The sequence below is a fragment of the Paenibacillus urinalis genome (assembly GCF_028747985.1).
Classification (GTDB): Bacteria; Bacillota; Bacilli; order Paenibacillales; family Paenibacillaceae; genus Paenibacillus; species Paenibacillus urinalis.
The window spans coordinates 1,038,691-1,060,574 of sequence record NZ_CP118108.1 but is presented as its reverse complement, the minus strand read 5'-3'; the positions used below and the strand labels follow the sequence as shown (position 1 = coordinate 1,060,574).

Genomic DNA, 21,884 nt, shown 5'->3' with positions numbered 1-21,884 from the left:
GCTTATCCTCCCGTCTGCTTCACTTCGCGAAGCTGCCGGTTCAGCTGAGAGCTGACCTGAATGGCTTCCCTTACGGCACCGATGCGATAGCCGGACGAAGCATAACGAATCTGACTTGCTTCATCCAGTACGACTAGATGGGGATACCCGGATTCTATGGCAGAAGGAGTTCGGAACAGCTCGGGCAATGAAGAAGGATCACCTTCAGCTATATGAACCTGTCTTGGAAGCTTCTCCAATTGCTCATTTCTCAATTTCATTTGGTTCCCCGTAGAGCCGGTGATTAATACGATTGAAATATTTCGTTCCGCCAGCTCCACCTTAAGATCGATCAGCTCTTTAATTAAGTGCATGGTCGGTTCTCTCTCAGGCTCAATCCAGGCAGCAAGGATGCCTCGATCCGTATCAGGCAGCTGCTTATTAGGCATAGCGGTTGCTGTACCATCCTGCAAACTCAGTGGAACATTACTGTTTACCGTCCCCAGAACGGGGATCTCTTCCTCACTGCTGCGGAAGGTGATATTAGCTTGGGTTTCCTTGCCTTCCTCCACTTCAAAGTAAGTACATCTTGCTCTCACAGTACCGTCTTTGAGACGAACTCCGGTAACCATACGGTAGTGGCCTGCTTCGACTTCCAGTGGCTCTGCAAACCAGTCCTTCTCGCCAAACGGAAAATGCAGAGTCACATATTTCCCTTGAACAAGCCGAGCGATAGAAACATTCTCATAATAAGCAGCTCCTGTCGTACCTTCTGGTGTCTCTCCCAGCTCAAGGCGCAAGGAACCCGTTCGCTCGTTCACCTCATCGTTACTGCCTAGATCCGCATAGATCCAGCTTCCCTTTTGCCAATACTGCGGTTTTCGCTCGTTCGGATGCAGACGAGAAGGAATTCCGAAGCTGCGGCACATGGCAACAAACAGGATAGCGAGAGAGTCCTCATCACCGGCCATCAAGCGGTAAGTCCCAGCGACTGTACCTTTACCTTTCAGATTCGGCAGATGTTCTGAATACAGATACTGTTCTTGCAGCTGTTCGGCCAGAAGCTCAGGCCGTTCTATAATGGAGGCTTGTTCATCCCGGCTATAGGCAGTCTGGAACTGCTCTCTGTATAGACCAAGCATCTCATAAGCTACACGCGGACAGAGCACATAAGGAATGAACAAGCTGTCAGGCAGCATATTTCGTAGCGGGAGAGCCCTTCTCAAATGTTCGTGAAGCACAGGACGAAATGTATCAATTAAATCCTTGCTATTCAGCGACTCCAGTAGAATAAGGGGCCACTCTCCATTCTCAGGAGAGCTTTCCTTGAGAAATTCCGCGATTTCGTGACTGTTGCCGCGAGCCTTCTGCATGACTTCCCACACTCTTGCCTCTGGTAAACCCAGCTGCTCAGCGAGATTTCTACTCTCGGCCGGGGAGACAAAGCTGCCTTCAAATGCTGCACGAATAGCAGCACCTTCCTTCATTCGTTCCTGATGCATGGATTCCGCCTGCTCCGTCAGCTCCGGGAGCACCTCGCCTTCCAGCTCAGGAGGAGGAACCATATCCAGATCCATAACGCCGCTCTCTTGTACCTGCGGATCAGAAAGATTCAGTATCAGCTCTACCTTGTCCGTCTCGGCAACACTCACCTTGCGCTCCTGCCAGTGATTCTGGTATACAGCACGAATCAGCAGGTCTCCGTAACCTGTCTTGAAGAAGACTTCCCCTCTCTCATCTGTTGTAAGCTCTGCAATCGGATAAAACTCCGCCATGTTATATAATTCAAACCGTACCTCCGCACCCTGCACGGCCATTCCATCCTGATCCTTGACTGTAACCGCGAGCTCCTTCGCAGGAGCATAGTTCTTAAGAAGATTCAACTCCGTAAACCACGGCTTGGCTATCGTAATATCCTCTGATCCATGGTAGCTGCCCAGCACCCTTGTGTTCATCAGCATTGAGCGTCGTGCCGGCGGTGTAAACCATCCTTGATTAAGGCGTGCTTCCGGTTCGCATGCACCAATATAATACCAAGTGCCATCCGCCCAAGCTTCTACCCAGGCATGATTATCATCACAATGGGCCCACCTCGGCGTATATACCTGACGAGCAGGGATGCCGATACTTCGCAGGGCAGTAACGGCAAGCGTAGATTCTTCACCGCACCTCCCCCGCGCACTTCGAATCATAGTCAGCGGCGAAGCGGTTCTCAGATCGCTGCCGATATAAGTTGCTTTTTCGTAGCACCAGTAATTGGTTTCTAGAATGGCGTCTTTCATGGATAATGAACGGGTACGATCCGCAAGCTCTGCATAAAATAGGTCCCGGCAATCCTCGATATTCTCGGTATTCACCCGCGCCGGCAGCACAAAATGCAGAAATATTTCATCAGGGACCTGCATCCCCCACGGAACCTCTTGCCGGATTCGTAATACGGACCGTACATGACTTAGAAACACCGAGCCTGGAACATCTGCAAGATCCTGCAGCGGGCTGTATGCATACACATACTTCAGCGCCCATTCCTCTTCTAAAGACATCGGCTCCTGAAAAACAGCAAATATCTCATCCGCTCTGGTTCTGACAAGCTGCTGCTTCATACGAAGCTGTTTCTCCATATCCTGCATTCTCTCAGGTGTAAGTGAAAATACCGAGGTATGTGTATTCATATCCGATAACTCTCCTTCCACAGTTTACCGTCCTCACGAATAATCCACGTGCCGCTTCCGTCTGCTGCCGCAGTCGTAATTTGGAACAAACGCTCCCCTGCATAAACCTCTGGATCGATCACCAGCTCCGAGGACCAGCCAAGCCGTGTTAAATCCTCCGTATAGCTCCCCGTCTGTTCTGCGAAATTACGCTGCAGGTAGTAGAGCTTTCTCAGCTCCCACTTTATTCGTTCATCCTCAGAGATACAGAACGCATCTGGACCCTCATCATCTGCAAATACGACATATCCCCACAGCTCAGGATAATGCATATTGATCAGTCCCATAGGGGACCAGACCCAGTTATCCTCCGGGTAAGGCTTGCCCGTATCCGGATGAATCACTTTGCGGTAAGCTCCATCAACAACCTCTGTCTTCCACTCCACCCTGGAGAAATTTACTCTCCAGAACTCACCTGGCAGCGGAGCGCGGTGTTCCTTCGCACATTCCTTCAGACTGGTCCAAGGTATAGCCACTTCAACAGACCATTTGCGGTTAACTGCCTCCGGATTATTGAGCTGGCCGTCAATATGCACCGCAGTTTTCAGCCCTTTCATGTCCCAACTGTCCAGTGGAGGGCCACCGTCTCGATAAGGCTTGATAAGGAGCAAATCCCACACCGTATTCAGAGCATTGATCTCAAACTCATAGTACCCGTGACTGTCTCCATCCGGATCAATAAAAATCTCGAAGTCATTGTCATAGAAGATCACCGAGTCACGTTCTGTCAGCGTAGCCCAGATGCTGTCCTCCCAGAGCTCAGCCCCTACATAAAAATAGTCATCGTCCCATAGCATCTTCACTCGTGTATCTTGCCTTGGCTGGGGACGGATATCGCCTTCAATATCGACAAACTTATCCGTCCACGCTGCTCTGTCCCAGAATGGCTTGTCGAGTCTTCCGTCAAGTGTTGCCTCCCCCTTCGCACGCTGGCAAATATAATGCTTCGGTTCATACGCTCCGATCTGAGGGACAGGTACCCCGCTTAGGCTCATGATGTCCCCTCCTCATCCAAAATTCCATCCTGCCAGGCCTGATAGATAAATTGTGAGAACAGACTGTTCGACCAGGCGAACCAGGATCTCGTATAATTGTGCGGATCATCGGCATGAAAGCCTTCGTGCATATATCCCGTATCCGCATCTGTTGCTTCCAGCATTTGTATAAGGGTCAGCTTCTCTTCAGCAGACCCCGCAGTGATTCCCTGCATAGACAGCGCCATATGCCAAATAAATCGGTCTGGCGTATGCGGGCTTCCTATCCCCCGTGCATGACTCCCTTCATAATAGAACGGGTTCTCCTTAGAGAGGGCGAACCGGCGTGTATTCTGATAAATCCGATCATCTGCAGTGCAGTATCCAAGATAAGGGATAGATAAGAGCCCCGGTGTGCCTGCATCATCCATCAGACAGTAGTTCCCGTATCCGTCTGTCTCATAGGCGTAGATCGGGCCGAATTCCGGATGGCGGTAAATACCGTATAGAGAAATGCCGCGGTCAATTTCGGCTTCCAGCTGTTTGAGCTCCTGTACAAAATGATTATCCCTGTAAATCCGTTCTGCCATTTCCTGCATATAGCGGAGCACCACAACCGCAAACATATTTCCGGGAATGTTATAGTGAAAATCACAGGCATCATCACTGGAGCGGAATCCAGACCATACCATCCCTGTATAGTTGACCGGCATACCGAGTCCCTCATTTGCGAGCGTATCTTCAGATATCCCGTTATGACGCATGAATCGATAGGGAGATCTCGCTTCATGATGCTGCTCGGTCCGGAAGAGATCATATATAATCCGCATCGCCGACTTGAACTCAGCATTATAGACCGCCGTATCTCCTGTCTCTTGCCAATAACGATAGGCAAGACGCATCGGGAAGCAGAGTGAATCAATCTCGAATTTGCGTTCCCACACCCATGGGGACATTTCGGTTACGTCAGCTGTGTTCCAATGCCAATCGCTTGCTGATTCATTAAATGCATTGGCATATGGGTCCAGATGAATATACTCGACATGCTTCTTAATGAGACCGCTTATTATTCTTCGAAGATCGGCATCCTCCTTCGCGAAGGGTACATAATGAATGACCTGTTCGACTGAATCCCGAAGCCATGATGCCGGTATGTCTCCCGTTATAACAAATGTCGTCCCGTCATCCATCAGCTTGACCGTTGTCTCCAATGTATTCGGGAAACAATTTCGAAACAGCCTGGAGAGCTTGGGCCTGTGGGAGAGCGCCTGCTCCGCCTCACCCAGCACCTGCTGGATAACTTCAGGCAGCGGAATTTTTGGAATGTGTATGCTTGGTAGTTGAAAAGAATCCATGAAAGTATAAAGCTCCTTTCTCGACCGTATCGTGAGGTATCTTAACCATGCAGCCCTAGTACCGCTCACCCATTTAGTTATGAGTGACCACCGCACCAGAACCGCCGTACATTTCAACTTCTTCATCGAACTCCAGCTTGACGACGGTAGTCAGCTCATGCGTATCCTCATGTGTCAGATGAATCCAGGTTGTACCCGGAATTTGAAACCACGGAACTCCGCCATGAATTTCGTACGTCAGCTCCTTGCCCGAATGGAGCACCGATGCCTTCTTAATTTTGTTACACAGCCCTTTGAGACAAATACTGCCCTTCGGATCTCCATGCACAAATAAGTAAAGCGTCTTACGATCTGCGGAGAGCGTACTCCCTTCACCGTAGTAACGGCTCATAATTCCTTCCCTTGTCCCGTATACTGCTTCCTCATGAGCTCTGATCCACTTCCCAAGCCCGAGCAAAATAGCTTCCTGTCTGTCGTCAATGTTACCGTCTTCTCTTGGTCCAATACCCAGCAGCATATTACCGCCCATCGAGATACAGTCGCAGAACATACGGACAATCTGATGCAGTGATTTGTAATGCTGATCCGTCGGCACATAACCCCAGGAGGTATTGATCGTCGTACAGAATTCCCACGGTCCTTCCGGACGCGTAATCGGCAGCCCTTGCTCCGGAGTCTTATAATCTCCGTGTCCCGCAAGGCGTGAATTGATAATGACATCGGGCTGCAGGGATTTCAGGTAATGCTTGAATGCAGGAAGATTCCACTGCTCCGCACTCCGTTCCCAATCCCCGTCAAACCACAGCAGGTCTACCTGGCCATATCCGGTAAGCAGCTCTTCAAGCTGATGATTGTTGAACTCAAGAAATTGGCTCCACTTCGCCTCGTCCTGAATTCCGTTTACCGGATAAGAATACTTATTCACAGAAGCCTTGTCCTCTGGCACCTTGCCCCCTTCATATACACTTGGATAATCCGGATGAGACCAGTCGATCAGCGAATAGTAGAGTCCTAGCTTTAGTCCCTTGGCCGTAATGGCATCCGAATATTCCCTTACAATGTCGCGATGCGCAGGCGTGCTCTTCACCGTATTGAGGTCACTGTACTGTGTGTCCCACAGGGCTACACCATCATGATGCTTAGTAGTGAGCACCGCATACTTCGCTCCCGATTGTTCGATGAGATCAGCCCAAGCCTCGGCATTAAACTGGGAGGCTGTAAAGCCGTCCAGCTGCTTCATATAGTCGTCGTAAGTCATTCGTCCGTTATAAAAGGACCACGATTCCGCAACTCCGTCTACCGCATAAATTCCATAGTGAATAAAGATTCCCAGCTTCGCATCCTCAAACCACTTCTGCATATGGATCTGCACCTCTCGATTTATGAGATTCTGAATACATGAGCGATCGGTGCGGCACCGGTCAGCTCGCCTTCCGGCAATTCAACTTCAATCCCTTCCCCTGTCTTCGTAAACTGGATCTCCTCAGCTCCCGCCACCAGATCAACCCGGGCAACATCCTGATTATTTAGTGGCAGCACCACCGTGGGTTTAACCTCCTGTTTCTCATCCTCATAGAGATAAAAAGCATAGGTCTGCTCATTTTTTTGCGTAAAATGAATATTACCGATCGAATAGGGCTCACAGACCCTTGTTCCATATATGGATTCGCCGTAAGCCTTCAGCCATGTCCCCATGCCCTCAATCCGGGAGATGGCTGTTCTGGACAATCGGCCGTCTGGCTGAGGTCCGACATTCAGAGCCAGATTTCCTCCCTTTGCAACAATCTCAATCAGCATATGAATCAGCTGCCGTACGGTTTTGTAGTCATCGTCGTAGCGGTAAGAAAAGGAGGTTCCCATCGTTATACAGCTCTCCCAAGGCACATGAAGTGCACGTTCCGGCATCGTCTGCTCTGGTGTGATCAGGTTCTCGTATGGTCCCCCCACCGTTCGATCTGCAGATAGTAGCCAAGGCTGTAATTGACGGGCCTTCTCCACCACTTCGCCGATGCGGATATTTTGAACCCTGTAATCGTTAACCCATCCGGCATCCAGCCATAGAACATCGATTCGTCCGTAGTCTGTCATCAGCTCCATAATCTGCTCATGCGTAAACTGTACAAATTCCTCCCATAGCCAAGGGTACTCCTTGGGGTTATAGCTCGGACCACGGGATGTCTTGATGCCTCTCTCCATGCCTTCCGTCCAATAATAAGGAGAATGCCAGTCTGCCTTGGAGAAATAAGCCGAGATTCCAAGCCCTCGCGCACGGAATGCCTCAAATAGATGCTTGGTAATATCCGCATACTGATGCCTTGAGAAGGGACAATCTCTCCCAGTAATCCGATATTCGGTTGTACGGGTATTCCACATACAGAACCCATCATGATGCTTCGTTGTAAAGTTCAAATATTTAAATCCATTATTTGCGGCCAGCTCTGCCCATTTCTCTGGTTCAAAACGAATCGGGTTGAAGGTTTTGTTCAGTTCGAAATACTCCCGTTTCATCTCTTCACCGTCAATATCCCAATCAATATCGGCACGAGACCAATCTGCATCCTCATCACTAAGAGCCCAAGACTCCACAATGCCAATCTGAGAATAAGGACCCCAGTGCATCATCAGTCCGAGCTTCTGATCCTTGAACCATTCCAAACGTTCCAGCAATAACGGATCTTCAGGCTTGACCCACTTATCCTCGCTGCTGTAATTATGAACGCCCTGCTCTACGGCAGGTGAAGCTTCTGTCTGCGTCTGATCTTGACTCATCATGTATTCCTCCTATTTAGCGAGATTTGTATGTCCAAATCTTTTTTTTATTGCTATCATGTATAAGAAATGACCATTTCATAGGAAAAGGAGGCGGCATTTCACCTTGAGAATGGACTATTTCAAATCCAAGCTGTTTCTGAAGTACATCCTGTCCTATCTGTTCATTCTGTTAATCCCTCTCGTACTCATGACTGTGTTTATTTATGAAAATGCTGTAGAAACCCTCCGTACTGAAATTGAAAGCTCTCGTCTTGCCCAACTCTCTCAAACGAAAGTAACCATTGATGGCCGAATGAAAGAGCTCAGTGACATTGCTTCACGGATCTCTTATGACGATCGGCTCTCGTCTTATCGTGTGAACAATACACGTACCAGCCCGGAAGCGATTCGCGCTCTGGATCAATACAAGGCGACCAGTTCCATGATTGATGAAATTCATTTATACTTCCACAACGACAAACGCATATACTCCAGCAAGGGTCTGACTGACTTTGAAGTATTTGCAGACAACTTCAGCTTTGCAAGCTGGGACAAGCCGTCCTTGTATCGTGATCTGAATGAAGTGAAGCATCCGACGGTAAGACCTGCTGACCTGGTAACCAGGATCGGAGGTGTGCAGGATCGCAAGCTGGCCTTTCTCATTCCGATTACACCCAACAGTCTTAATCCTCATGCCACCGTTATGTACTTCATTAAGGAGGCAGAGATAACGAATCTGATCGACTCGATCCTTGGCAACTATCAAGGTCTCACCTTCGTTCTGGATGCAGAAGGCCAAGTACTGGCTGCGAATCGTCAAGGTGATACCCTGAGCCAGGAAGCTTCACAAATCTTGTTTAAAGAAACGGCTCCAGGCATCCATGAACAAACACTGGATGGAAAAGAGCATTCCATTGTATCCGTTCAATCCGAATCCAATGGATGGACTTATATGACGGTCATGCCGAGCTCCCAGTTCTTCAGCAGTGTGATCGATGTCCGCAGCGTCATGATTATGATCAGTGCGCTCGTGCTGCTAATCGGAGCTGTCATCGCGCTTGTTCTGGCACGAATGCAGTATCGTCCGATCTCGTCGCTGGTCGAATTCGCATCCTCACGTTATCCTGAGACTCAGAATAATGGAAAGCACAGCTACCGTAACGAGCTGGAACGGATTCGCTCTGCCCTGCAGGATTACAGCTCCCGCATGGATATCCAGGAGCCTTTTGCCCGGAATCACTATCTGTCCACACTCATAAAGGTTGGAAATACCGAGCATCTGTCTCCTGAACTTACGCAGCTGTTTGATCTTAATCTAAATAAACAAAGTCTGTTCGTGATGGTTATCGGCTGGAATGAAGCTAAGCCCTCTAATATGGATCATCGCAGCCGTATTATTCATCACCTGGCTCGCTTTGAACTGCCCGAGCTGCAGGCAACGGGTTATGGAGTAGAACTGACGCAGCTGGATCAATTCGCTATTATTATTAATTTTGATACCGTCGAAGCACTGGATGAACTGGCGCAAATGAAGCAGATTACTGAACAAATACGCAGCATGCTGATGAATACATTTGCCATAACACCTATGATCGGTACAGGCAGCTGTTACCATCATCTTCATGAGCTGAATCAATCTTATATCGAGGCTTGCTCTGCCTTTGATCTACTCGTTCCAGGGGAATTCGGGTCTGTAGCGCTGTTTGCAGACTTGTCGAAGACACCAAGTCATTCCTTCTGGATACCGAATCATGTTCAGCTCAAGCTCACACAGAGCCTTAAGCAGGGCAACTATGAGATTGCTTCCCAGATGATCCGCTCGTCAGTGGACAGTCTTACGACTTCCAAGCTGCCAGCCCTTCTCGTTCGCTGCATCAGCTTTGATCTATTGAACACCATATTAAAGACCGCTACTGAACTCGGAGAGCATCATATGCTGCAAAGAATCGCACCAGGCATGGTATTCAGCAGCTCACTTAAGGAGCTGGAATCTGTTCTGCTCTCTCTTGCCTCCCAGGTCTGTACCGAGGTGGAACAGGATTCGAAACAGGAAGAACAGTCCTTAATTGACCGAATTATTGAGTATATCGATACTCACTTTACAGATCACAACTTGAGCCTGGATACGATTTCCTGTGAATTTGAAATCTCACCATCCCATGTCAGCCGTTCATTCAAGGACAAGACAGGCATCAATTTCGTTCAGTACATTTGGCAGAAACGGCTCGATCGAATGATCCATCAGCTGAAGACAACCGATACACCGCTGAAGGATCTCATTCAGGAGGTCGGTTATCTGGATACACCGAACTTTATCCGTAAATTCAAGAAGGAAACCGGGCTAACGCCAGGACAATATCGCAAGAGCACCGCAATACCGCTAATGATGAAGAAAGCGGATCCGCCAGCTAGTGTGCGAAAAAAGCCAACATCCGTAAACTACGGTCTTTCGTAGAGGATGCTGGCTTTCTTCTTTTTTCACACTAGAGCAAGAGAATCGGTTTTATTGTCCTGCAGCATTCCATGTATCGTATACTTCCTGATAAATCTCCTGGATGCGCTCCCCGCCCATCTTCTTCACCTGCTCCACGTAGCTGTCCCAATTGGACATAGGCTCTTCCCCGGTTACAAACTTTGCTTCCATTTGTGTTACATACGTGTTGAGGTCGGAGAGAAGTGCTGAGGCTTCATCCTGCTGCTCATTCGTCAAGTAAGCATTCGGAAAAGGTGCTTTACCGATTGGTACGAGCTTCTCCTCATTCTCCTTGGCAATCCAATCATCAAAATCTGTTCTAAGGCCATTGGTCAGCTCAGGAGTGTTATATCCAGGAGTCAGCATGCCAAAGTTTGGCGTAATCGTCCCTCTGTACTCCTCGCGATCTCCACCGCCTGGAACAGGAAGCCACTCTTTTTCATACGTATCCTTATTGGTATACTTCCACAGTGTTCCTTCAGGGCCTTGGTTGAACAAGGTCTGCCCTTCAATCGTATACAGGTAGTCAATCCAGCGCATAGTCGCTTCCGGATGCTCATTCACACTCGTAATCGCAAAGGTTCCGTTAGCAGACAGTCCTGGATGCATTCCATAGACTGGAGAGCCCTCAATCTCGCTCGCAACCGGAGTCATCAGCGGATTATTCATCGCGTCATTCGGATCTCCGCCCAGGGTGAAGTAGGAGTAGTAATCATTAAAGACCGCAATCTGATTATTTTCTCCTTTGGCTTTCTTCTGCTCAGGCGTCTGAGAGAAGGTCTCATGATCCAGCAGTTCCTCTTCCCATAGGCGGTTCATGAATTCCAAATAACCCTTGTAGCCTTCCTGCATCGGACTATAAAAAACTTGATCCTGCTTATCTACATAAACGACCGGATCATACATGCCCCAGAAGCCTAGGAAGTACATCCGCAGATCATCCAGCTTGACCGACGTCAGCGGAATTTCGTCAGCCTGACCGTTGCCGTTCGGATCCTCTGTCTTCACTCTTTTCAGAAATTCATACAGCTCCTCTGTTGTTCCCGGAAGCTTGTCTACACCAAGTGCTTCCAGCATTTTGCCGTTATACCACATTGGACTGCGGTACCAGACAGCAGCACTGTCGATGAATGGGAGGGCGTATATATGTCCATCAGGTGTTGTAAAGGATTTGCGAATGTCGGGATTCTCATCGAACAACTTCTTAATGTTCGGTGCATAACCCCCATCAATGTAAGGCTCGAGCGGGATAAGAGAACCTTGAGTCCCGTAAGTCACTTGCTCTGCCGGTGTGAGATCTGCTGCGTACAGAACATCTGGCAGATCACCACTCGCAAATACAAGGTTCTTCTTCGTTGCGAAGCTGTCAATCGGTGTAAGCTGATATTCGAACTTAATGTTCGTGAGCTTCTCTGCTTCCTGCAGAACCGGCATATTGCTCCAGTCCGCTACACCAGCATCCTGGGACATCATGGTCATCGTGATCGGCTCGTCCACAATCGGAAAGCCTTCCTTCTTAACACCAGTCTCCTCCGGGGTACCGGGCTCCGCCGTCTCGCCTGATTCAGATGGTGAGGTTCCGCATGCGGCAAGCATGCTTGCGGAAAGGATCAAACTGAGAAGAACCGCTGACTTCTTACGAACTCTCTTCATGACAACAACTCCCTTTTCTGATGGTTTATATGGTAACGATCAGCCCTTTACGGAGCCAATCATAACACCCTGTACAAAATAGCGTTGCAAGAATGGATAGATAATGATGACCGGCAGCGTAGAGACGATGATAACGGCATAGCGGACAAGTGCTGCTACCTCCGCTTTGTTATTGAGCGCTGTAGCGGATGTGCTGTCCATCATGCCAGAGCCTTGGGCCGACATTTCCTGCAGAACGAGAATCTGTCTTAACACGAGCTGCAGTGGATATTTATCTGAATCATTGAAATAGATCATGGCGGAGAAGTAGCTGTTCCAGTGTCCTACCCCATAGAAGAGCGCCATGACGGCAATGATTGGCATCGAGAGCGGTAATATAATCTTGAAAAACAGCTTCAAATTTGAGCATCCGTCGATTTGAGCTGCTTCATGAAGCTCGCCTGGGATCGTCCCCTGGAAGAAGGTGCGGGAGACAATAATGTTCCATACCGACGCAGCGGAAGGAAGTATCAGCGCCCACATGCTGTTGATCATGCCCAGTTCCTTGATCAGCAGATAGGTTGGCACCAGGCCTCCTCCGAAGAACATCGTGACCATGAACATCCCCATAAAAAAGTTTCTTCCTACAAAATCTCTTCTGCTGAGTGCATAAGCTGCAGGTATAGTGACCATCAGATTCACCGTAGTACCGACTACGGTATATAGAATGGTGTTTGCGTAACCTGACCAGATTCGTGTATCCTGAAACACGCGCTGATACCCCTCAAAGGTAATATCTTTGGGAAAGAGCCACATCGCTCCGGAAGCAACGGCTTTTGGATTACTGATCGAAGCACTGATCATATAGACCAGCGGATAAGCGACAACAAGGAATGCAATCGTGACATAGAGATAATTTAGTGCCAGAAAAATTTTGTCTTGTCTCGTTTCTTTAATACCGGTTAGCATTGTCCAGCCCCCTCCTCTACCACAGACTATTCTCACTTGTCCTGCGAGCGATCTGATTGACCACAATGAGCAAAATGGCATTGATTACAGAATTGAACAGCCCGACAGCCGTTGAGAAACTATACTGCGCATTCTCAAGACCTGAACGATATACAAAGGTGGAAATAACATCCGAGGATTCCATATTCAGCGGATTCTGCATGAGGAGAATCTTCTCAAAGCCGACACCGAGCAGACTTCCCATGTTGAGAATGAGCAGAATGGTCATCGTTGGCAACAGTACAGGAATGTTAATGTTCCATATGCGCTGCAGCCTGTTCGCCCCATCAATGATAGCTGCCTCATGAAGACCGGGATCTGCAGCTGACAATGCAGCCAGATAGATGATCGTTCCCCACCCGGCACTCTGCCATACTCCCGACAGTACATAGACCGTCTTAAACCAGGCTGGACTTGTCAGAAAGGCTGGAGCATCAAAACCAAGCCATTCAATAAAATGAATAAGAATCCCCGTTGAAGGTGAAAGGAATGAGATAATCATCCCGACCATAACGACCATGGAGATGAAATGAGGTGCGTAAGTGATGGTCTGGGCGAGCTTCTTGAAGCGCTTATGCTTCAGTTCATTGAATGCCAGCGCCAGAATAATCGGGATTGGGAAGCCAACAGCCAGCTCATATAAACTGATCGTCAGCGTATTCCACATTAAATCCCAGAAATAATAAGAATCAAAGAATCGAATAAAGTGATCAAAGCCGATCCAAGGGCTGCCGAATATCCCGCGAACCGGATTGTAATTCTTGAACGCGATCTGGATGCCGTACATCGGTCCGTAATGGAATATAAGAAAATACAAAAATGCCGGTGCAATAAACAAATACAGCTCCCAGTTTCTCCAGATCTTCTGCCATTGCTTTCTGCTGCTTTTTGGTTTCGACATGGTCTGTTGTCTTCTGACCGTCTTGATCTCCTGCACACAGGTTCGCCTCCTTCTGTCATCACTCATCTTGGTCTTGCGCCAGGGGCAAGCCTCCAAATACAAATCCTGCTATGTCAGTTTTGTTGGCGCAGCTTTAGGATAACGATAGTGGATAACGCATCATTTCGTAAACATGTCATTTTGGCACATGGCAAAAGCGTTGATATATCAAGGTTTTTTCAGGTTGTGACCAATCATTTACAATTCAAAAATGTGTTATTTTCGCACAAAAGAAAGCGTATACATATGTAAAAACGGAAAAATACCAATAGAAAATGACCGTCTATTTTGATCTAACTTTACATATATTTTACTTCATTTTATTTGTAAGCGATTTTACGGTGTAAAAGTAAGTGACATTCGTACTTAAAAAAACAAAAAAATATCTTCGGCCCGTAATTAACTTAACATGACCGAAGATACTGTCCAAGACTATTTTATTTTTATCGTCTTAATTTCATAGGGCCGGAAGCTGAGATCAATGACTCGCTCCTGATGATTCAGCACACTCCGTTCTTTCTCCAGTGCATCGGATTCAAACACCTTGCTCAGCTTGCCAGGCCAGTTAAGACTTGCCTGTCCACTTCCACCAGAAGCTTCATACATTCTGACAATCCAGCCTGTACCGTCTTCTGCCGGTTTGAGTGTATCCAGAATGACATGCTGACTATGAAATGGAAGCAAAGAATATACTTCTGGCAAAGTTCCTGAAGAATTAGGGCGTGCCTTACTCACCTGAATATCGGTATTCAGCTCCGCTGCCTTGCGAAGGGTTCCTGCCTGCTGCCAGCTTCCTTGATGCGGATATAGCGAGTAAGTAAAGCTATGCTCTCCCAAATCCGCTGTGAGATCCGGCCACTTCGGAGCTCGCAAGAGAGATAAACGAATCGTGCTCTCCTGAATGTCATATCCGTATTTGCAGTCGTTCAGCAGGCTGACGCCGTATCCATGCTCTGACAGATCAACGAAGCGATGTCCGCACACCTCGAACTGTGCTTGTTCCCAGCTCGTATTCCGATGAACTGAACGCTCAATGGTGCCGAAAGGAATCTCGAATACCGCCTTGTTTGTCACGACTTGCACTGGGAACGCAGCCTTAAGCAGCTTATGCGCTTCATTCCATTCCACATGGGTCTTGAAGTCAATACGCTTGTCGTGATGATAAAAAATAACGTCCTGCCAAATCGTCGACTGGCTCAGCTTCCAAGTGAACCGGAATATGTCCTGTACCTTGCCATGACTGAGCAGCTGTCGATGGACTAGGATCGGATCATCCGCCTTCTGCTGTTCATACCGAGGATCAATATCCCAAGCATCCCAATAGGTCGGCCGGTCGTGATACAGCTCCAATCGGTTGATCTGCTCTCCTGGCCTTACAATTTCACGTGCGGCTTCCTTATCCCATAGACTTGTTATTTCTCCATTTGCTCCAAATGTCACGGAATAATAGGTCGTTTCCCACTGATCAGGGAATTCTGCGGGTGGAGACGATGCCTGTTCCTGAGCAAGGTCGCTCCCGTTCACGATTTCCTTCTCTTTTAACCAAATGGTTCGATAACCAAAGGCTGGAATATCCTTCACAAGCACATGTAGACGCGAAGCTGGTTGTCCCTGCTCCTTCTGCTGCTTATCCTGCTCTTGCTCGCTATCCGGCTGATCATCCTGCTCGCTATCCGGCTGCTCATTCCGTTCATATTGCAGAACCTGACCCGTCTCATCATAAGGAATCATATTTGCACCATGTACATCAATGTCCACGATCGCATCTCTGGCCCATCCAAGACTGTTACATACGACATAGGGAATTCCATCTCCATCAAGGGAAACGTGCTCTGCGATTTGCTGCAGACGTTCAGCTAAGACTTCCGAGCCGATGTTAAAAATCTGCTCATACTCCTCAGAAGAGGTATCGTAAGTTTCCGTAATGGCAGAGCCAGGGATGATATCATGGAATTGATTCAGCAGAATCAGCTTCCACCCTTGCTCTAAATTGACGGATTCCACATACCCATCCTTATCCCCTCCCGCTGCCAGCTTACTCAGGCTGTGCCATACTTCAGCCTCTCTATACAGAACTTCAGCCTTTCGGTTAGCCCGTTTATTCCTGGCATGTGTCGTATAGGTACCTCGGTGCAGCTCCAGATATAGATCGCCATGCCATTTGGAAAGCCGGCGCCGGACTTCTTCTGTCGTCTGGAAGAATGCTGCTGCGGTGCTGTACCGAACCTCCGGCTGGCCAACGAGCAGCTCACTGCGGTCCATGTATTCCAGCATCTCCCGGGTTACCCCGCCTCCGCCGTCTCCATGTCCATAGAGCAGCATCTGCTGTGGATGAACAGCACGCTGCCGATAAGACTCCCAGTGCTCTTGTATATCCTTCGGCGATGTATCCTCGTTCAGTCCATGATTGAGATAAGAGAGCATCGGTGTACCATCAATACCGACCCATTGAAACAGATCAAACGGAAATACATTGGTGTCATTCCAGTTCAGCTTGGTCGTCATGAAATAATGAATACCGCCATGCTTCAGAATCTGGGGCAAGGAGGCACAATAACCAAACGTATCAGGGAGCCACTCGATCTCCGAAGTACGTCCGAATTCTTGTTCATAGAATCGCTGTCCATAGAGCATCTGCCGCATCAGCGACTCACCACTCGGAATATTCAGATCCGGTTCCACCCACATCCCCCCGACCAGCTCCCAGCGGCCTTCTTTAATGCGCCGTTTGACCCGTTCATATAGTTCAGGGTCATGCTCTTTCAGGAATTGATACAGGATCGGCTGACTCTGTGCGAATTGGTACTCAGGATACTCATCCATCAATCGATCCACGGTGGAGAAGGTTCGGCTCGTCTTACGTACCGTTTCCCTGACCGGCCAGAGCCAGGCAATATCAATGTGTGACTGACCGACCATATGCTCTATCCCTTCCGCACTTCCACCGATCTGCTTCACTAGAGCAATGAGCTGCTCCTCCAGCTCCCTTATCCGGCTTCCTTCACGAATGTCAGCTTCACTCATTCCGAGATAACCATCCATCGTCCGGAACATCGCTTCACGTAGTCTGACTCTCCGCATATCACTCTCTGCCAGCTGCTGCGCCGTGCCCAGCAGTGTTCGAAGGGTATACATTAAGCTCTGAACTGGACGATTCACCTTAACTAACAGGCTCGTTATGCTGGAGATCGGTGCAGGCCTGTTCGCCTGATGGTTCAGCGGGTCAATTGGCTCTGGGATCGGGTCATAGAGCTCAATCGTTAATTCCAGCTTTGAATTCTTCTCGGCATATGCCGGGTCAAGTGTCACATAGGTATGGTTCCGATCCAAGCCCTGATAAGAAGCCCCATTGACTCTCAGTAGTCCTTCCCCGCTCCCGGCGTTAAACACAAGGCCGATCCCTTCCTTCCCCCAAGTCTCAGGCCAATCCAGCTCTTTTCTGAAGAAATAGGTGATTCCGTGCTGACCGGGAAACTGCGTAAGTGCTGTCCCCTCTGGAAGGGAGGTCTCCTCATCATATTCCCCAGGCATGTGATACGTTGTGCTCGTCATCTTCCAATCGTTAATCTCAGTACTCTCCAGCCACTGTCTCTCTGATAGTTCCCGAATCATTCTTTGAATTCGCTGCATTTCGCTTAACCCTCCAGTACAGTAAGTTCTGTGCTCAGCGTGTCATTTACATGTCTGCCAATCCTGATGTGAAAAAGTCCTGGCTCAACATCCAGTTTATGATCTGCTCCAACATACTCCAGTTCTCGGCGTCCAATAGCGAACGTTATGCGTCTCTCCTCACCCGGTTCAAGCTCTATCTTGCGGAACCCTTTCAGCTCAAGCTCCGGTCTTGTATACAGACTTGCTGCATCCGAAATATACAGCTGAATAACTTCTGCCCCTCGGCAATCTCCTGTATTCTTTACAATGACTTCGGCTTCGACCGTATTATCTATATACATCTCGGAAGCAGACAAACGAAGATCGCTATATGTAAACGAGGTGTAGCTGAGTCCGTAACCGAAGGGATACTTCGGCTTACTGTCCTCCTCCAAATATCTTCTCCCGCGTGAGCGCTTGCCCCGGTAATGTACGGGCAGCTGACCGACATGCTTCGGTATCGAAACCGTCAGCCTTCCTGATGGATTAACATCACCAAATAATATACCGGCTGCAGCATGACCTCCCTCCTGTCCAGGGTACCAGGCTTCGAGAATGGCATCCGCATGTTCATCAAGCCAGGGCTCTGTTATCGGACGGCCATTAATATAAATAACGATCAGCTTCTTGCCCAGCTTATGAATCTCCTGCGCCAGCTGCAGCTGTACACCCGATAAAGTCAAGGTCATCCGGTCAATTCCTTCTCCACAGTCCATATCATTCCATGTATCTGTAACGACAGAAGCGCCGGTCCGAAGATCAATGGTCCCTTCTCCAAAATCTCTTGCGCTCGACCCGCCAAGCACAAGCACAACTGTATCTGCCTGGGCCGCACAGGCAAGAGCCGCCTCGAAGCCTTCACGGCTGTCTCCTTGAATTCGGCAGCCCGGCGCATACAAGACCCGCTCGGGATGATCAGCAAGCTTGGCCTTGATTCCGTCCAGCACTGTCGTTACAGCCCCATCCGGCTGTGGAGAAGTATAATCACCGAGCTGATTATAGGCTTGATCCGCATTGGGCCCGATGACGGCGATTACACCGTTCGTCCTTGAGAGCGGCAGGGTCTGGCCCTTATTTTTGAGCATAATAATTCCTTCGGCTGCCACCTGTCTTGCCAGCTGCTTATGCTCTAAGCTGCCGATGACCTCCCTGGCCTTCTTAGGGTCGCAATATGGATGATCGAACAGACCCAGTCTGAATTTCAGCGTCAGTACCCGCCGCACCGCACGATCCAGTACTTCTGTATCTACCCTTCCTGTCTCTACGGCTTCTCCCAAATACTTCGCAAACATCTCACCGGACATCTCCATATCAATACCGGCTGTGATCGCTTGAACTGCGGCAGACAGTCCATCCTCCGCGGTATCATGACCCCAGGCCAGCATGTTGATCGCACCACAGTCAGTAATGACCATACCGTCGAAGCCCCACTCTGTGCGAAGAATGTCCTCCAGCAGTTCTTTATTCGACGTGCACGGTGTACCATCAATTTCATTGTAAGCCGGCATAATAGAAGCGGCTCCTGCTTCGACTGCCCGGCGAAACGGATACAAATCGACCTCTCGCAGCTCGCGCATTCCCATATGAGCAGGACCGGCATTTCTTCCGCCTTCTGAGCTGCCATACCCGGCAAAATGCTTCAGCGTAGCAGCAACACTGTTCTGTTGCTCGAGTGAATCGCCTTGTAGTCCTTTCACGGAGGCCACAGCAAATTCACCAATCAGATAGGGGTCCTCACCGAAGCATTCTTCTGTTCTCCCCCATCTCGGATCACGCACCACATCAAGCACAGGCGAATACGTCACCGCTCCGCCCTGACTTCTCGTCTCCAGGGCAACAGCACGGCACATTTCGCTGTACAGCTCGGTATTCCATGTGCTGCCGATTAACAGGGGGACGGGAAATACAGTCGCACCAATGGCCATATGACCATGAGAGCATTCCTCTCCGAACAAGATCGGAATGCCGAGCCGCGAGTGCTGGATCGCATAACGCTGAATTTCATTGACCGCTTCTGCCCCCAGCTCAGGTGATAGTCCGTTCTCTATCGTTACCTCTGTCCACGGGTCTGCCCTGAGAACACCATAGAGAGAGCCAATACCGCCTTTTTGCACCTGTGTTCGAAATTCCTCTGTTAAATTAATCTGACCTTCTGCGTTCTCGTACACTTTCCAGCCGAACGGCTGCACCAACTGTCCGATCTTCTCTTCCATCGTCATTTGCTTCAGCAGATCTTCCGTACGCTCTGTCACCGACCTTGCTGCATCTTTATAGATCATCATGCCAGCTCATCTCCTCTTTGTCTGTCGCATCAGCACTCAGCACTCACATCAAATCTCTTCTTATAAGAGAGACTCTTAAAGTCTATCCTTGCGAACACCATATCAGCTTTGATCTGACTGTAGAAGATAAGAGCAAAAATAACATATGGGCCGAAAATAACACACTTACAAGATTGTTTAAGATCCATTCCAGCCAGCAGCTCAAGTAAAGACCAAATTATGCAGTATCCTGGAACGCAAAAAAAAGTCCGGCTCTCCGCCGGACTGCAATTGAGATATAGTCGATTCATGTATACAATTCACGATCAATAGTTAGCTAAATTATTTCACACCGTTGTACACAAACGCCTTGATAATCGAACGCTGTGCGAAGAAGAAGACGACGAGGATCGGCAGAACCAGAATAAGATTGGCTGCCATAAGAATATTCCAAGTCGCGACGCCCTCCGTCTGACGAATCTTCGCGATCCCGAGCGGCAGCGTTCTTGCCGTTTCATTCGTTGTCATGACAAGCGGCCAGAAATAGTCGTTCCAGTGACTGATGAAGCTGAACAGAGCGATCGTGATCAGTGCTGGACGCGCCATCGGAATCATCAGCTTCCACATAATCTTCCACTCCTTGGCCTTGTCGAGTCTGGCTGCTTCAATCAGCTCCTCGGGAACCTGTTTAAAGGACTGGCGGAGCAGGAAGATACCAAAAGCACTGGAGGCAAAGGGCAAAATCAGACCCAGATGTGTATTCAGCATGTTCCAGGAGCTAAGCTGCAAATAGACGGGCAGAAAGATCAGCTGGGATGGAATCATCAAGGTAACCATCACAAGTCCGAACAAAATCCCCGAGCCCTTGAACTGAAATCTCGCAAAGGCATAGGCTGCAGGGATAATTGTCAGCATTTGCAGGATCAGGATCCCGACAGCGATGAATACACTGTTCATAAAATAATGGAGAAACGGACCCGAGTTCCAGGCCTGAATGAAATTTTGCCACTGTGGATTATTCGGTATCCAATCCGGAGGAAAGATCATCGTCTCCGGCAGTGTTTTCAGAGATGTTGAGATCATCCACGCAAAGGGCAGTGCGAAGATCAGGACCAGGATCAGCAGGCCAATGACGTTGACGACCTTCAGGACGCTGTTCATTGCGCTCAGCCCACTCCAGCTCTTCTGTTTGCCCGTTCCCTCTGCAGTCTCCCTCGTTCTAGCTGTAGGATCTATTGCATTCACTTCATTTCCTCTCCTTCCTCATGCTTACCGGTAATGGACGCGTCTTGATAACATACGGAAATAAATGATGGTAAGCAGGCCGACAATGATAAGCAGTATGACACCCGCTGCAGATGCGTAACCGATCTTGAAGAAGCGGAAGCCGTATTCATAAATGTAATAGACCAGCGTATTGGTCGAATTCACCGGTCCGCCCTGTGTCATAATGGCAATGGTTTCGAACACTTGGAACGAACCGATCATGCTCATAATCGCCAGGAAGAACAGCGTTGGTGACAACATGGGCAGCGTCAGCTTCCAGAAGGTCCGCAGCGGCTTGGATCGATCGAGCGCAGCGGCTTCATAAATACTTGGCGGTATGCTCTGAAGTCCTGCGATAAAGACAAGTGTATTAAAGCCGATCCCTTTCCACACCGCCACCAGAATGAGTGACATGAGAGACGTATCCGGATGCGACAGCCAATCCAGCGGCGCCATGCCAAACAGCCCGATAACCCAGTTAAGCAGCCCGTATTCCGGATCCATCAGCCAGCTCCACAGCAGGGAGATCGATACCAGAGAAATGATATGCGGACTGAAGATTGCACCCTGAACAAACCCATAGAACAGTCCCGAGCGGTTAAGCCACAGTGCGATCAGCAGTGAGAAGCTGAGCGTCAGTGCCACGGTGGCGAAGGTGTAAATTGTCGTATTCAGTAGAACCTGCATAAACTCCGAATCCGACAAAAGATCCGAAAAATTTTGCAAGCCTACATAATTCTTCGTCGGACTGACAAAATTCCAATCAAAAAAACTAAGATAGATCATATAAAAAATTGGATAGATAAAGAACACACCGAAGATCACCAGGGAAGGAGATATCATTCCATAAGGTCTAAGCTTCTCCCATAAACGAGATGTCATG

General features: G+C 48.9%; 13 protein-coding genes. 1 reads left to right on the top strand and 12 read right to left on the bottom strand.

Annotation, left to right across the window (positions count from 1 at the left end):
• Positions 1-2 precede the first annotated feature (2 nt).
• The 5 genes from PUW25_RS04675 to PUW25_RS04655 form a co-directional block, all read right to left on the bottom strand.
• A complete protein-coding gene (locus PUW25_RS04675) occupies positions 3-2,651 on the bottom strand; it encodes a transglutaminase domain-containing protein (protein WP_274338174.1) in 2,649 nt (882 codons plus the stop codon).
• Positions 2,648-3,685 (bottom strand): carbohydrate-binding family 9-like protein, encoded by a 1,038-nt coding sequence (locus PUW25_RS04670; RefSeq protein ID WP_274338173.1) that lies wholly within the window; start codon positions 3,683-3,685, stop codon positions 2,648-2,650. The genes PUW25_RS04675 and PUW25_RS04670 overlap by 4 nt, the downstream gene beginning before the upstream one ends.
• Positions 3,682-5,019, bottom strand: a complete 1,338-nt coding sequence (locus PUW25_RS04665; RefSeq protein WP_274338172.1) for a glycoside hydrolase family 125 protein — start codon at positions 5,017-5,019, stop codon at positions 3,682-3,684. The genes PUW25_RS04670 and PUW25_RS04665 overlap by 4 nt, the downstream gene beginning before the upstream one ends.
• 73 nt (positions 5,020-5,092) lie before the next feature.
• Positions 5,093-6,379: an alpha-L-fucosidase gene (locus PUW25_RS04660; protein ID WP_274338529.1), complete on the bottom strand. Its 1,287-nt coding sequence runs from the start codon at positions 6,377-6,379 to the stop codon at positions 5,093-5,095.
• Positions 6,380-6,399: 20 nt separating this feature from the next.
• A complete protein-coding gene (locus PUW25_RS04655; protein ID WP_274338269.1) occupies positions 6,400-7,788 on the bottom strand; it encodes an alpha-L-fucosidase in 1,389 nt (462 codons plus the stop codon).
• A 112-nt stretch (positions 7,789-7,900) separates the two neighbouring features.
• On the opposite strand from PUW25_RS04655, the gene PUW25_RS04650 reads away from it, so the two are divergent.
• Positions 7,901-10,225 (top strand): helix-turn-helix domain-containing protein, encoded by a 2,325-nt coding sequence (locus PUW25_RS04650; protein ID WP_274338619.1) that lies wholly within the window; start codon positions 7,901-7,903, stop codon positions 10,223-10,225.
• Between the two features lie 48 nt (positions 10,226-10,273).
• Here PUW25_RS04650 and PUW25_RS04645 read toward each other — a convergent pair whose 3' ends face one another.
• The 7 genes from PUW25_RS04645 to PUW25_RS04615 all read right to left on the bottom strand — a co-directional run bounded on the left by PUW25_RS04645 (position 10,274) and on the right by PUW25_RS04615 (position 21,883).
• On the bottom strand, positions 10,274-11,896 hold the full coding sequence (locus tag PUW25_RS04645) for an extracellular solute-binding protein (protein ID WP_047913404.1): 1,623 nt from the start codon (positions 11,894-11,896) through the stop codon (positions 10,274-10,276).
• 39 nt (positions 11,897-11,935) lie between these two features.
• The gene (locus PUW25_RS04640; protein ID WP_047913403.1) at positions 11,936-12,844 is read right to left on the bottom strand and encodes a carbohydrate ABC transporter permease; all 909 of its coding nucleotides are present in this window, start codon (positions 12,842-12,844) and stop codon (positions 11,936-11,938) included.
• A gap of 16 nt (positions 12,845-12,860) precedes the next feature.
• Entirely contained in the window at positions 12,861-13,784 is a 924-nt protein-coding gene (locus tag PUW25_RS04635) for an ABC transporter permease (RefSeq protein WP_047913489.1), read from the bottom strand.
• 471 nt (positions 13,785-14,255) lie between these two features.
• Positions 14,256-17,453: an alpha-mannosidase gene (locus PUW25_RS04630; protein WP_274338170.1), complete on the bottom strand. Its 3,198-nt coding sequence runs from the start codon at positions 17,451-17,453 to the stop codon at positions 14,256-14,258.
• 5 nt (positions 17,454-17,458) lie between these two features.
• The gene (locus PUW25_RS04625; protein ID WP_205054004.1) at positions 17,459-19,756 is read right to left on the bottom strand and encodes a glycoside hydrolase family 3 N-terminal domain-containing protein; all 2,298 of its coding nucleotides are present in this window, start codon (positions 19,754-19,756) and stop codon (positions 17,459-17,461) included.
• A gap of 321 nt (positions 19,757-20,077) precedes the next feature.
• A complete protein-coding gene (locus PUW25_RS04620) occupies positions 20,078-20,896 on the bottom strand; it encodes a carbohydrate ABC transporter permease (RefSeq protein WP_205054298.1) in 819 nt (272 codons plus the stop codon).
• 108 nt (positions 20,897-21,004) lie between these two features.
• Positions 21,005-21,883 (bottom strand): carbohydrate ABC transporter permease, encoded by an 879-nt coding sequence (locus PUW25_RS04615; RefSeq protein WP_052512246.1) that lies wholly within the window; start codon positions 21,881-21,883, stop codon positions 21,005-21,007.
• Between the last annotated feature and the right edge of the window lies 1 nt (position 21,884).

What these genes read in the sequence shown, in the direction of transcription:
- PUW25_RS04675 (WP_274338174.1), bottom strand. Translation starts at nt 2,651, where the DNA reads ATGAATACACATACCTCGGTATTTTCACTTACACCTGAGAGAATGCAG.
- PUW25_RS04640 (WP_047913403.1), bottom strand. Translation starts at nt 12,844, where the DNA reads ATGCTAACCGGTATTAAAGAAACGAGACAAGACAAAATTTTTCTGGCA.
- PUW25_RS04635 (WP_047913489.1), bottom strand. Translation starts at nt 13,784, where the DNA reads ATGTCGAAACCAAAAAGCAGCAGAAAGCAATGGCAGAAGATCTGGAGA.
- PUW25_RS04660 (WP_274338529.1), bottom strand. Translation starts at nt 6,379, where the DNA reads ATGCAGAAGTGGTTTGAGGATGCGAAGCTGGGAATCTTTATTCACTAT.
- PUW25_RS04645 (WP_047913404.1), bottom strand. Translation starts at nt 11,896, where the DNA reads ATGAAGAGAGTTCGTAAGAAGTCAGCGGTTCTTCTCAGTTTGATCCTT.
- PUW25_RS04625 (WP_205054004.1), bottom strand. Translation starts at nt 19,756, where the DNA reads ATGATGATCTATAAAGATGCAGCAAGGTCGGTGACAGAGCGTACGGAA.
- PUW25_RS04655 (WP_274338269.1), bottom strand. Translation starts at nt 7,788, where the DNA reads ATGAGTCAAGATCAGACGCAGACAGAAGCTTCACCTGCCGTAGAGCAG.
- PUW25_RS04650 (WP_274338619.1), top strand. Translation starts at nt 7,901, where the DNA reads ATGGACTATTTCAAATCCAAGCTGTTTCTGAAGTACATCCTGTCCTAT.
- PUW25_RS04630 (WP_274338170.1), bottom strand. Translation starts at nt 17,453, where the DNA reads ATGCAGCGAATTCAAAGAATGATTCGGGAACTATCAGAGAGACAGTGG.
- PUW25_RS04615 (WP_052512246.1), bottom strand. Translation starts at nt 21,883, where the DNA reads ATGACATCTCGTTTATGGGAGAAGCTTAGACCTTATGGAATGATATCT.
- PUW25_RS04665 (WP_274338172.1), bottom strand. Translation starts at nt 5,019, where the DNA reads ATGGATTCTTTTCAACTACCAAGCATACACATTCCAAAAATTCCGCTG.
- PUW25_RS04620 (WP_205054298.1), bottom strand. Translation starts at nt 20,896, where the DNA reads ATGAACAGCGTCCTGAAGGTCGTCAACGTCATTGGCCTGCTGATCCTG.
- PUW25_RS04670 (WP_274338173.1), bottom strand. Translation starts at nt 3,685, where the DNA reads ATGAGCCTAAGCGGGGTACCTGTCCCTCAGATCGGAGCGTATGAACCG.